Source organism: Pseudoalteromonas sp. SS15 (genome assembly GCF_049257195.1).
Lineage (GTDB): Bacteria > Pseudomonadota > Gammaproteobacteria > Enterobacterales > Alteromonadaceae > Pseudoalteromonas.
The window spans coordinates 330,463-343,366 of record NZ_JBMMUD010000004.1 but is presented as its reverse complement, the minus strand read 5'-3'; the positions used below and the strand labels follow the sequence as shown (position 1 = coordinate 343,366).

The 12,904-nt window shown below is 41.2% G+C and carries 10 protein-coding genes; 6 read left to right on the top strand and 4 right to left on the bottom strand.

From position 1 onward, the window contains the following. Positions 1 to 13 precede the first annotated feature (13 nt). From AAEU28_RS10775 to AAEU28_RS10755, 5 genes are all read left to right on the top strand, one after another. Complete coding sequence (locus AAEU28_RS10775) at positions 14 to 1,771, top strand: sensor histidine kinase (RefSeq protein WP_421964111.1); 1,758 nt, start codon at positions 14 to 16, stop codon at positions 1,769 to 1,771. Next, positions 1,772 to 3,124 carry a sigma-54-dependent transcriptional regulator gene (locus AAEU28_RS10770; protein WP_421964110.1) on the top strand — a complete coding sequence of 451 codons (1,353 nt, stop codon included), beginning with the start codon at positions 1,772 to 1,774 and terminating at the stop codon, positions 3,122 to 3,124. Between the two features lie 207 nt (positions 3,125 to 3,331). Beyond that, positions 3,332 to 4,276: a porin gene (locus AAEU28_RS10765; RefSeq protein WP_421964109.1), complete on the top strand. Its 945-nt coding sequence runs from the start codon at positions 3,332 to 3,334 to the stop codon at positions 4,274 to 4,276. Positions 4,277 to 4,286: 10 nt separating this feature from the next. Beyond that, a complete protein-coding gene (locus tag AAEU28_RS10760) occupies positions 4,287 to 5,735 on the top strand; it encodes an SLC13 family permease (RefSeq protein ID WP_421964108.1) in 1,449 nt (482 codons plus the stop codon). 64 nt (positions 5,736 to 5,799) lie between these two features. Next, positions 5,800 to 7,203 (top strand): coniferyl aldehyde dehydrogenase, encoded by a 1,404-nt coding sequence (locus AAEU28_RS10755; RefSeq protein WP_421964107.1) that lies wholly within the window; start codon positions 5,800 to 5,802, stop codon positions 7,201 to 7,203. Positions 7,204 to 7,237: 34 nt separating this feature from the next. On the opposite strand, the gene AAEU28_RS10750 is transcribed toward AAEU28_RS10755, so the two are convergent. The 4 genes from AAEU28_RS10750 to AAEU28_RS10735 are packed head-to-tail and all read right to left on the bottom strand — an operon-like array spanning position 7,238 to position 9,779. Next, a complete protein-coding gene (locus tag AAEU28_RS10750) occupies positions 7,238 to 7,963 on the bottom strand; it encodes a tetratricopeptide repeat protein (protein WP_421964106.1) in 726 nt (241 codons plus the stop codon). A gap of 60 nt (positions 7,964 to 8,023) precedes the next feature. Then, positions 8,024 to 8,662 (bottom strand): flavin reductase family protein, encoded by a 639-nt coding sequence (locus AAEU28_RS10745; protein ID WP_421964105.1) that lies wholly within the window; start codon positions 8,660 to 8,662, stop codon positions 8,024 to 8,026. A gap of 3 nt (positions 8,663 to 8,665) precedes the next feature. Next, on the bottom strand, positions 8,666 to 9,415 hold the full coding sequence (locus AAEU28_RS10740; RefSeq protein ID WP_421964104.1) for an SDR family NAD(P)-dependent oxidoreductase: 750 nt from the start codon (positions 9,413 to 9,415) through the stop codon (positions 8,666 to 8,668). Then, the gene (locus tag AAEU28_RS10735; protein WP_421964103.1) at positions 9,393 to 9,779 is read right to left on the bottom strand and encodes a thiol-disulfide oxidoreductase DCC family protein; all 387 of its coding nucleotides are present in this window, start codon (positions 9,777 to 9,779) and stop codon (positions 9,393 to 9,395) included. Before AAEU28_RS10735 ends, AAEU28_RS10740 begins: the two co-directional genes overlap by 23 nt. A 178-nt stretch (positions 9,780 to 9,957) precedes the next feature. Between AAEU28_RS10735 and ppc the strand changes: the two genes are divergently transcribed. Further along, positions 9,958 to 12,591 carry a phosphoenolpyruvate carboxylase gene (ppc, locus tag AAEU28_RS10730; RefSeq protein WP_421964102.1) on the top strand — a complete coding sequence of 878 codons (2,634 nt, stop codon included), beginning with the start codon at positions 9,958 to 9,960 and terminating at the stop codon, positions 12,589 to 12,591. Positions 12,592 to 12,904 lie beyond the last annotated feature (313 nt).

Genomic DNA, 12,904 nt, shown 5'->3' with positions numbered 1-12,904 from the left:
AACAGGCAGACTTTTGCAGCAAAAACTATCGACCAAACTATTTGTTTATTTTTTAGGTTTAATTATCGGGTTGTGCGTCATCTATCATGTTGGCGTGCAATACGATCTTAAACAGACTCGTCAAAACAGCACTGAAAACCTAGAAAAGCTTCATCAATATTTCACCTCAGAACTTGCACGTTTTACTTCAATTCCAAATTTAGTGCGACAAAACACGCACATGCTGAATTTGCTCGATGAAGAAACTAAACATGACTTAAAGCCGCTTAATGAATACCTTGCAGATATTCAAATTGCCAGTGGCGCATCTGATGTGTATGTCTTGAATGAGCAAGGATGGGTGACTGCCAGCAGTAACTGGCAAACAGCGCATAGTTACATAGGGAGTAACTTTGCTTTTCGAAAATACTTTTATGAGGCAGTTGAAAACGGCAATGCGATAGATTTTGCTGTAGGGCTTCGCTCAGGTGCTCGAGGCATTTATATTTCTCAGGCAATAGAGCAGCAAGGCGAAGTCAAAGGCGTTATTGTTGTTAAAGTAAATGCAAGTCATTTTGAAGAGGTTCGTGACAGCCTAGATACAGGTCATCAGCATAGTTTTATCTTGATGGATAAATCAGGCATTGTATTGATGTCCGATCAAGAAAAATGGCGATTAATCTCAACGCAACCTTTAACCCAAACTGACATCGCTGAATTTGATGCTTCACGGCAATTCTCAGGACGTGAGATCAACACGCAGCCTTGGCGCTTTGACGAGCAAACAGAACAGTTACAAATTTCGACAGAGGGGCGTTTAGCCAAACACTTTGTGTATGCTAAAAAGCCCCTTGAATCACTCAATGCGTCACTATATTTACTGTCAGCCATTGATGATGTGACAGCCAATCAATGGAGCCGCTTGGCACTGAGTTCAGTATTATTACTGGCGTTATTTATTATTTTTGAAGTCATTTTAGTTAAGCTGGCAGGCTACAAGCAGTTACTCTTTACTCAAAGAAGTTTGGAAGCGCAAATCAATGCCCGCTCTGAGCAGCTACTTGAAACACAGCAAGCTTTGCTGCGCGCCGCGAAATTGGCAACCATAGGTCAACTCAGTGCCGGAATTAACCATGAAATAAGTCAGCCACTTACGGCTATGAGTGCCTATTTGGCCAGTAGCAAGCGATTATTACTCAAAGGTCAGTTTGAAAAAGTCCAAGAAAACTTAATGCTAATTGAAGCGCTAATAAAACGAACCCATACAATCGTTGCGCAACTTAAGCACTTTAGTAAATCTCAAAAGCCTAAGTTAGCATTGCATAAACTTAAGGACTTATTTGCTAATGCATTAATTATCATCGGTCCTGAGCTTAAAAAACATGATATAAAGTTGAGCCTTGAATTAGACGACATAGCTGTGTGGGTTGACCCAATTCTCTGCGAGCAAGTTATTGTGAACCTACTTTCAAATGCGTGTCATGCGATGCAAGACGTCGAAATAAAAAAACTAACAATCTCTAACTATACCGATGCAGGTCAATCATCAATCAAGATATCTGATACTGGCACAGGTATTGAGTCGCATACCCTTGAGAGTATTTTTGAGCCTTTCTTTACCACTAAGTCGGGTAATGGTTTGGGCTTAGGTTTGTCTATTTCTAAACAAATAATACACTCCTTCAAAGGTGAACTGAGCGCTGAAAATAATTCAGATATCGGCGCGAGTTTTATCCTTACACTGCAAACATCAATCGGTTCAGCTCCACTTTCTAATGAGAAGAGAATTTAAATGAGTCATTCCAGCGTCATTGTTATTGATGATGAAAAGAGCATTCGTGATGCCCTAAAACAACTACTAGAATTAGAAGGCTATGAGGTGTTTTGCTATGGCGATGCCAATGCTGCGTTGAGCAAATTAAGCCGCCGTTTTAACGGGGTGGTGTTAAGTGACATCAATATGCCTAAACTCAACGGCCTTGAATTTATAGAACAAGTTAAGCAATTTGACAGCGAGCTACCGGTTATTTTCTTAACGGGGTTTGCTGATGTGAACATTGCAGTTAAGGCAATGCACCTTGGTGCCTATGACTTATTTGAAAAACCAATTACCGACAAGTTGTTAGATTGCATAGCAAGAGCCTCTGAAAAGCGTGCTTTGGTGCTTGAAAACCGCGAACTTAAGCAAAGTGTGAAACAACATTCGGGACCTGGGGTTAGAATTTTAGGTCAAACACAAGTCATGCAAGACATGTTGCAACTGCTTGATGCAGTGTTAGATACCCCAGCTGATGTATTAATTGAAGGAGAAACTGGCACAGGTAAAGAGCTGGTGGCACGTTACCTTCATGAGCACAGTAACCGCAGTAAACATAATTTTGTTGCCATTAACTGTGGCGCAATCCCAGAAGAGTTGATTGAAAGCGAATTATTTGGTGCAAAAAGTGGTGCTTATACAGGGGCGCAAAGTTCGCGTATTGGTAAGTTTGAATATGCGCAGGGCGGCACTGTGTTTTTAGATGAAATTGAAGCTATGTCGCCTAGCTTACAAGTTAAGTTATTACGGGTATTAGAAGAGCGCAAAGTCACACCCGTTGGTGAAAACACGCCAATTGATTTAGATGTCAGAGTGATTGCTGCAACAAAAGTCGACCTACAAACCTTGGTGGATGCACAGCAGTTTAGAGCCGATCTTTATTACCGCTTGAATTTACTTAAAGTGCCTATTCCGGCACTGCGTGAGAGAAAAGCAGATATTCCTCTGTTGTATAAGCATTTTTGCTCAATTGCGGCGACCCGTTTTCATAAGACATTTGAACCTATTACACCCGAGCAAGCCTTGCTCCTCAGAGAAAAGCCTTGGCCCGGTAATGTACGAGAGCTTAGAAACCACGCTGAAAGAACGGTTTTGTTGGGTAAAGCATTGGCCCTTAAAGATTTAGAACAAGTCTCGCAAACTGATGAGTCACTGAGCTTACAAGAAAAGGTCAGTTACTTTGAGCAATCGTTAATTGAAGAAGCCCTCTCTCAATCACAAGGCAGTATCAAAGAAGCCATGGCGTTGTTGCAATTACCACGTAAAACCTTATACGACAAAATGGCAAAGTATGGTCTAACCCGTACTATGTTTACCGAATCAGAATGAGTGTGTGGCTTTGGTGACAAGTGCAGTAAAAGCGTGTGTGAAAATCCGCACATTATTTGCGGATTTGTTGTTAAGTAATTTTTTAACTTGTTGAAATTAAGCTTTTTTATCTTTTTGGCAACCATCTTGTAACACTAGGGCGTGTTTATCTTTGAAGTTGCAAAGGTCAACACGCCCTGATCACAACTATAAAAAAGGTAAAACAAGATGACAGCAAGTAAAACTCTAATCGCACTCGGTGTGATGGCCACATTTTCAAGCACCGCTTTTGCAGCCGATTACAATGTGTATGGCAAAGCTGAAGTTCAAATTGCAGACACTGATAAAGGGCTAATGCGTTACACCAAAGCGGGCACGCAAATTGACGCGCCATTTTCACGTATTGGCATTAAAGGTGAACACAAACTGAGTGATTCTCTTAAAGTGGTGTTTAAATATGAAGTACAAGTAAAGGGCTTTGAAAACGACGACACTAAATCACCATTTTCTTCGCGTAACACCTATGTAGGTTTGGCAGGCAATTGGGGGACATTGGTTGTTGGTCGTAACGATACGCGCTTTAAATACAGCGAGGGTAAAGTTGATCAATTCAACGAAACCCAAAGTGATATTGCACAAATCTTACCTGGACAAGACCGACTAGGCGATACCCTCACTTACAGCAGTAAAACCTATAATGATCTGTCGTTCTCCTTCACCTATGCACCGAAAGATGATGCCTCAAATGAAGAGACTGGGTTTGCTGCGACCGCAATTTATGGCGACCGAGCTTTAAAAACAAAACCTTATTATATCTCATTAAGCCACACTGATAGCTTGAATAATTTGGTTGCGACACGTGTAGTTGCGGCGTATAAGTTTGATGCATTCCAACTGGGTGCTATCGTTCAAGACAGTGAAAATCTAGATGGTAGCAAATCTGGCACAGGCTATTTGGTCAGTGCAAGCTATAAAACGGGCAGTTGGGTGCCTAAAATTCAATTAGGTAAAGATACCAGTAAATTACGTCATGCCGAAGAAGCCACACAATGGACACTTGGTACAGACTATATTCTCGATAAGCAAACCAATCTATACGCACTAGTGACACAACTGGACCTTGAGTCAGACGATGACACGTCAATCGCTGTTGGCATGAAGTATAAGTTTTAAGGGTTAAAGAATGTCTGATTATTCATCTGCACATCCAATCAAATATGCCATGTTGTTTTTAGGACCACTGGCAATGTTATTTACTTGCCTTGTGTCTCCACCCGAGGGCATGAGTGTTGAGGCTTGGCGTACAGCGGGTTTAGCTTTTTGGCTAGCCTCTTGGTGGGTAAGCGAAGTCGTGCCTATTCCTGCGGCATCATTGTTACCTTTGGTGGTATCACCTCTTGCTGGCATCGCACCCATTAAATCGGTTGCAGCACCTTATGCGCATCCACTTATTTTCTTATTTTTAGGCGGCTTTCTAATTTCAATTGCTATGGAAAGGTGGGGCCTACACAAACGTATTGCATTAAAAACCATGCTTTATGCGGGCTCGAAGCCAAGCGTACAAATTCTAGCTATGATGTTAGTGACGGCATTCTTATCTATGTGGATGTCGAATACAGCCACTGCGGTGATGATGTTGCCGATTGCATTATCGGTTATCCATCTTGTAAAAGAGCGTGACAGCAGCAATGAAGCATTTGGTAAAGCGCTACTGCTTTCGATTGCCTATGGTGCCAGTATTGGTGGTATTGCAACCTTGATTGGCACGCCACCAAACGCATTAATGGCAGCTTACTTAGCTGATAGTTATCAAATCGAAATTGGTTTTGCGACTTGGATGGCGGTAGGCTTACCTTTATCTGTCACCATGTTATTCATTACTTGGTTTTGGTTAACCAAAGTGAGTTATAAAGTAGATAACTCGGAAGCAGAAGTCGATACCAAATCGCTGTTTAAAAAACAGCTAGATAAATTAGGTGACATGTCACGCGCGGAAAAAGGCGTTTTAGCAGTCTTTATTTTCGCAGCCTTAAGTTGGATCTTCCGACCGCTATTGGGCGATTGGACTGGCCTGAAGATCTCAGATACCTCTATTGCGATTGCAGCAGCGCTATTGTTGTTTGTGATCACCGCTGATAAGAAAACCGGTGAGCGTATCTTGGATTGGGATAGTGCGGCAAAAGTGCCTTGGGGTATTTTATTGCTGTTTGGTGGCGGTTTGACGTTGGCTTCACAAATTAAGTCGTCAGGTTTGGCAACGTACATTGCTAACCTATTGGTTTCGGCTGACACCATTCCATTGGTTGTCAGTGTATTGCTGGTGGCTGGTTTGATTACTTTCTTAACCGAGATCACTTCAAATACAGCAACGGCAGCAGGCTTTTTACCGTTACTGGGTCCTGTAGCTGAGTCTATTACGGGCACGCCATTAGTATGGGTAATTCCAGCTGCCATTGCAGCGAGTTGTGCCTTTATGATGCCAGTTGCCACGCCACCCAATGCCATTGTATTTGGCTCTGGCGAGATAAAAATGCGCGATATGATCCGTGCAGGCTTTGTGTTGAATATTGTGGCGATTGTACTCATTACTGTACTAACACTGACAGTCGCAAGAAGCGTCCTTTCTTTCTAATTTGAAACAACTAACAGGCTCATTTATAGTGTATTTATTCAAATACCGATAAATGAGCCATGTTGTGCAATACGAGATAGATCCCCAACTGACAAAGCAACTTGAATCTCTCAAAGTTGCTTTTATGCATCATCCTAATTCATCCGTAGAAACACGCATTTCTTTATTAAAGAAAATAAGAACACAGCTTGTTGCAGCCGAGCATGACTTTATTGCAGCCTCTAATAAAGACTTTGGAAATCGCTGCACGTTTGATACACAAATGGCAGATTTTATGCCTGTGATTGGTGGGCTAGATCATATCATTAAGCATTTAAAATCTTGGCTCAAGCCCAGTAAACGCAAAGTCGGTATTCAGTTTGCCCCCTCAAAAGCCCACATTGAATATGTGCCAAAGGGTGTCGTGGGTGTTATTTCACCTTGGAATTACCCGATACAGCTTGCCTTAATGCCAGTTCTCACGGCGTTGGCTGCGGGTAATCGAGTTATGTTAAAGCTCAGTGAATATACGCAGGCAACAAATCAAGTTATCAAAAGTGTGCTAGAGCCTTTTTCAGATCATTGCTGTGTTGTAGAAGGGGGCCCAGCTGTTGCGAAAAGTTTCAGTGCAATCCCCTTTGATCATTTGTTTTTTACAGGAAGTACTGAAATAGGCAAGTACGTGATGCGTGCTGCCGCGAATAATTTAGTGCCTGTGACCTTAGAGTTGGGGGGGAAATCTCCAATTATCGTGATGGACGATGCAGACATCAAACACGCAGCCAAAAGTATTGTATTTGGTAAAACCGCCAATGCCGGACAGATCTGCGTTGCACCTGATTATCTGGTTGTTCACGAAAAATGTAAGGGCGCGTTAATAGCTGAGATTAAAAAGCACTACAAAAAACAATTTAAATCAGGTGCAAACTCAGACAAATTAACCTCAATTATTAATCAGCAACAGTATGAGCGACTCATCGAATTAATTGGTGATGCACTGCATAACGGTGCTGAGGTTTGGAGCGAACCACACAGCGAAAATAGTGAAACTCGAAAACTTGGCTTACACCTCATCGATAATGCCTCGGAACAAGCACGGGTAAATAGTGAAGAGATTTTTGGCCCATTATTGCCAATAAAAACCGTGTCTAGTTTTGATGAGGCTTTAAAGGTTATAAAAGAAAACCCAAATCCACTCGCGGCGTATTTATTTACAGAAGATAAGTCTCTCATTAAGCGTGCAGAGCGAGAGCTACAGTGTGGCGGTCTAGTGATTAATGATGTACTACTTCATGTGGCCGTTGAAGACTTACCTTTTGGTGGTGTCGGCGCTTCAGGTATGGGGCAATATCACGGTAGAGAAGGCGTTTTGACTTTCAGCCACGCCAAAAGTGTTTTTAAAAGCGGAAGTTTAGGTAAACCAAGAATGCAATTACTACTGTCACGGTCAAAACTGCTTACTTGGTTTGTGAAAACCTTGCAGAAATAATGTAGACATAAAAAAAGCGCCTTAGCGCTTTTTATTAGTCAATTTTAGAACCTGGAAAATAGGTTTTTTCTTGAATACGCCAATAAAGTTTGTTGGCTTTTTCAATTGCTTTTTCAACCTGAGAAGGGGAAAGCTGTTGTTCATCAAGCTCTCGGCTTTTCATCGCTTGGCGATTGCCATTATATTCAGCCAATGTATTCCAGATGAACGACTTTTCGATGTTTTTCTCAACACCTAACCCTTCATAGTACATTAAGGCGAGGTTAAACATTGCCAAAGTGTAGTTGCTCGCAGCGGCCTTTTCGTACCAGTCCATCGCGACAGCGTAATCTTTTAACACCCCGTCACCATTGGTATACATCACACCGAGGTTGAATTGCGCGGCAGCTAGATTTTTGTTTGCAGCCTGAGTGAACAACTCAATAGCACGTTGCTTATCTTGCTTCACACCACGGCCTTCTTCATGCATGACAGCTAATGAAAACATAGCATCAGCACTACCCAGTTTTACTGCTTTTTGAAATAACTCCGCTGCTTTACGTGGGTTCTTAATAACGCCATGACCGCCTTCATGTAATTTAGCTAACTCATATATGCCAGGAGCGTAATTCATATCAGCTAAGTATTGAAATTCCTGTAAAGCCCTTTCAAAATCACCTGCATTTGCAGCTTCAATCCCTTCCTCTAATCCTGCAGTTGCAGTAAAGCACACGCTCATTAAGCCGGCGAGTGCAAACTTCTTTAGGTTATTACGCCACATGGTTATTCTCTCTTATGGTCGGTATTTTGAGTTTAAAGCAACCAAAAGAAAAAACAAACCCTAAAGTGTAACTAAAGGCTTAGGCTTTGAATCAGGTTTAGCGTAGCTTAAGCGATTGATTTTACTTGTAGTGTGATAACTGTCCAATCCAGTTATCGCGACGGTATTTGCCGCTTCTATGTCGATAAAACCATCAGCTTGTATGACTGAATCAGGACAGTGAAGTGCGATCAATTCACCAATCACTAAGTGAGTTTGGTTAAGCTCAATTACCTGTTCACTGACAAGTTTTAGACCCATCTTAATTTTAGACTCTTTGACGAACGGTGCTTTAAAGTCATTTAAATATTCTGCGGTTAAACCTGTTTCAGTAAATTCTGATTGTTTTTTTTCGTAACGAGCTGATGTTTGGTGCGCTTGTGTAACTATTTCTTCACTCACATGATTCAGGGTATAAAAACCAGTTTCTAATAGGTTTTCAAAAGAATGTCTTGGCACCGAATGAGGTCGAATGATCATACCAAGTAGAGCAGGGTTTGCGCCTAAGTGAAAAACAGAACTGACAATAGATAAGTTTTCTTGACCTTTGTTATCAACGGTTCCTAGCAGGTTTGCACTTTTGAAACCTGACAAGCTATTTATCAAATGAGCACGATATCTTTGTTCTAATTCATTGAGAGATTGGGTATTAAAAAACATAATTCACCATTGTATAGACTGGCCTTGCCAATCGAGATAATTAATTAAATCGTTACTGTTCGATTCAACGATTTGGTTAAATAAGCACTCAGCGACAAACTCGGGTTCAAATAATTTGCCTGCCGGTACATTTTTTTGAAAAGGTTTAGACAGGGGGGTGTCCGTAGTACCTGGGTGGAAAAGTAAGACCGTACTTTGAGGGCATTGACGTTTTAATTCAATCGCAAAACTTTTCATCATCATATTAAGTGCTGACTTTGAGCTTCGATAGCTGTACCAACCACCGAGTCCGTTATCTTCGATGCTGCCCACACGAGCTGAAAGCGCAGTAACAACGCATTTATCAGAGCGCTTCAGTAAATTAACGAGATGCTTAAGCCAAAGCATGGGAGTAATGACATTCGAATTGAACAGCGACTGTGCATAAGCTGGGTCAAATTGTCGGATGCTCTTTTCTGGGCCATGCAAGTCTGAATGTAATTGACCATTAAAAAATGTGATGGTTTTTATTCTTACATTTTCTGACAAGTAAACATTTTGAAAAGTCGATACAGAGTCAGAGATTGATTCATCAGTGTAATTTGTGGTGAAGTGATGAATATTCTCTGAATCAAAATTTAATGTGTTCTGGCTAAAACTCACCACTAAGTCATCAGGGTTTTGTTCGTTAAGTTTATTAATAAACGCTAAAGCAATTTTACTGCTCGCACCGATAACAAGGTGCAGTGATTTATCTTTGGCACTGTCCATCATTACACCCATCTTTTACTAAAAAGCGTGAAATTTCCATTCTATGTTTGGCAAAAAATAAATAGCCTTTATCGGCGAACCACTTTATTGGTTGCACTCTTAGCAATCTCAACCACGGATATTTACCAACGGTTTGCCAAGCTTGTACGTTTGCATCTAAGCCAAGCAATAACCTGCCATCATCGGAGTAACCATGTAATATTTTCAGCGTGTCTGATTTGGTGATGTTTGGATAAAGTCGTTTGAAATCGAGTTCATGAATATCATGAACATTAATCAAAGTGAGCTTGTTTTCAAGGTCGAACTGCTTGAGTTTTCTCATTTCTTTGGCACACAAAGGACACTGGCCGTCATAGAGTAGTTGCATTGCTTTTATGCTGCTTAGTAATTAAGTAGTTAAAATTACGCTTAAAATTCATAATGAGATCACTCGATCTGCCTTTAATTCTCTGTATAGTAGAGAGTAATTATTGAACAATGAGTGCTTAGAGCAAGTGGTGTTTTAAGCAGTTTGGTTATAGAAATAATAATTAAAAGGAGTCGTTATGGGAGAGCAGTACGAAAACCTGAGAGCGAATGTGAGCCAACTAGGTGGCTGTCTAGGGCGTATTATCGAGCAAACACTGGGTGAGGGAATGCTAAAAAAGATTGAACAAATTCGTCTTTTAGCAAAGTCATCTCGTCAAGGTGATACCGATGCCCGAGCCACATTGCTCGACACTTTACATAGCCTGACTGATCAAGAACTATTACCTGTTGCTCGTGCATTTAACCATTTTTTGAACCTAGCTAATGTAGCAGAGCAATTTCATACAATTTCGGTGACAGGTGCACCCGAAGGTATTTACAAAGCATTAAATGAGCAAGTCGAAAAGCTTTCGAATATGTTAGCAAACGACGAATTAAACCATGCGCAAGTTGAGTCTGTGCTCGCTGGGTTAGACATCGATTTAGTACTTACAGCTCACCCTACCGAAGTGACACGTAGAACCATTATTAACAAACACGTACAACTGAGTGACTGTTTATCTGCCCTTGAATTACAGTGTCTTGATGTAGACGAACGCAAGGTCATTATTAGCCGAATTGAGCAATTGATCAGTCAAGCTTGGCATACCAATGATATTCGCGCTAAACGGCCAACTCCGCTTGATGAGGCGAAATGGGGTTATGCAGTTATTGAAAATAGTTTATGGCATGCCGTCCCTCAGTTTATTCGTTACTTCAACCAGGTTACTCAAGATAAATTAGGTATTCAGTTAAAGAAAATTCATAGTCCAATCCGCTTTACCTCATGGATGGGGGGCGATAGAGACGGCAATCCATTTGTGACCTCTGAGGTGACTCAATCAGTGCTAGATCATGGCCGCTGGATGGCGATTGATTTAATCTCTCGTGACATTGATATGCTCAGTAGCGAACTTTCTATGTATCAAGCAGATGAGCATGTGAAAGCTTTGATAGGGGAGCAACACGAACCGTATCGCTATTTATTGAAGCAGTTGAAAGGCGAACTTGATGAAACCATTCAAGCGCTCGAGAATAAAATAAAAGGTGAGGTAGGCTCAGAGCAAGAAGTGATCATACATATTGAGCAAGTAAAATCACCGCTTACGCTCATTTATAACTCGCTGCATAACTGTAATATGTCGCAAATTGCAGATGGACTGCTACTCGATACGTTACTCAGACTAGAGTGCTTTGGTATTAATCTCTGCAGCTTGGATATTCGTCAAGATTCATCAAGACATGCTGATGCGATTGCTGCTATTGTTGAACACTTGGAGCTGGGCGACTATAACGCTTGGAGCGAAACACAGAAGCAGCAGTTTTTGATTGCAGAATTAGCATCTAAAAGGCCATTGTTGCCAAAAAACTTCTCTGCGTCTGATGAGATTCAAGAAGTTTTAAAAACTTGCCAATTAGTGAGCCAGCAAACCCCTGATAGGCTAGGTATTTATATTATTTCAATGGCGCAATATGCTTCAGATGTACTGGCTGTTAAATTACTTTTAAAAGAAACAGGTTGTCGTTTCAATTTACCCGTTGCGCCGTTATTCGAAACTTTGGACGATTTAAATCGTGGGGCAGATGTCATAACCCAATTGCTAGCCTGTGATTGGTATCGTACTCATATTAATCATAAGCAATACGTGATGATTGGCTATTCTGACTCAGCGAAAGATGCGGGTATGATGGCAGCTGGTTGGGCGCAATATCAAGCTATGGATAAACTGCTTAAGGCTGCAAAAGACTTTGGCGTTGAGCTGGTATTGTTTCATGGTCGTGGTGGCACAGTGGGTCGTGGTGGAGCACCAGCTGCTCAGGCTTTACAATCACAGCCTCCTGGCAGTTTGAGTAACGGATTGCGCGTTACCGAGCAGGGTGAGATGATCCGCTTCAAATATGGATTACCCAAAGTCGCGGTGCAAAGCTTTTCGATTTATACCAGCGCAATCATTGAAGCGAACTTAACTCCAGTTCCATCTCCTAAATCTCATTGGGTTGAAGTAGTAGAGCTCATTGCCCAAAGTTCATGTAAATATTACCGACAAATCGTCAGAGAAAATCCAGATTTTGTCGCATACTTCAGACAAGTTACCCCTGAGTTGGAACTGGCCAAGTTACCCCTTGGGTCTCGACCTACTAAACGTAATCCGAATGGTGGCGTTGAGAGCTTAAGGGCTATTCCATGGATATTTGCTTGGAGTCAAAATAGGCTAATGCTGCCAGCTTGGCTTGGCGTTTATCAAGGCTTACAAGCTGCGATTGATAAATACGGCATTGAAATGTTACGTGAAATGCGTGAGCAATGGCCGTTCTTTAGAACACGTTTAGAAATGCTAGAAATGGTTTTTTGTAAAACAGACATTTGGCTTTCTGAGCATTATGAAAAAGTGTTGATGAAAACCGATGCAAAAGCGCTTGGTACGCAGCTTAGACAAGACCTTAAATCAGCTCAAGCATTGATAACAGAGTTGGCACCAGGAAATACCTTATTATTAGGGCAACCTTGGTTAAGACAATCTCTGCAATTGAGAAATCCTTATATCGATCCGCTTAATTTACTTCAGGTCGAGCTATTAAAACGCACCAGAGAGCACGAAAATGAACAAATTGATAAAGCGCTTATGGTCACTATGACAGGCGTTGCTGCAGGAATGAGAAATTCAGGATAAATACCGCGTTAATCAAAGTGATAAATTTTGATCAAATGTTAACTTATTAGTAAAAGGTATGAGTGAAAACTCATACTTTTTGCTATTTTTTAATCTTCAATTGGTTTTTTTGTATTAATTTTATTGACTGTTTAGATTGTATACATAGAATCTCATCCGACGTCTATGCCCCCGTCATTCGAATAAGCGCATTTCACTGTTAGCATCTGCTGCTTGCGTAAGATAAGTACACGCATCAAATCGAATATCGTTAAACACATATGGGATCTTAGGGTAAAGGAGATGGCGTTTTAGAGTTAACACGTTATTTGAG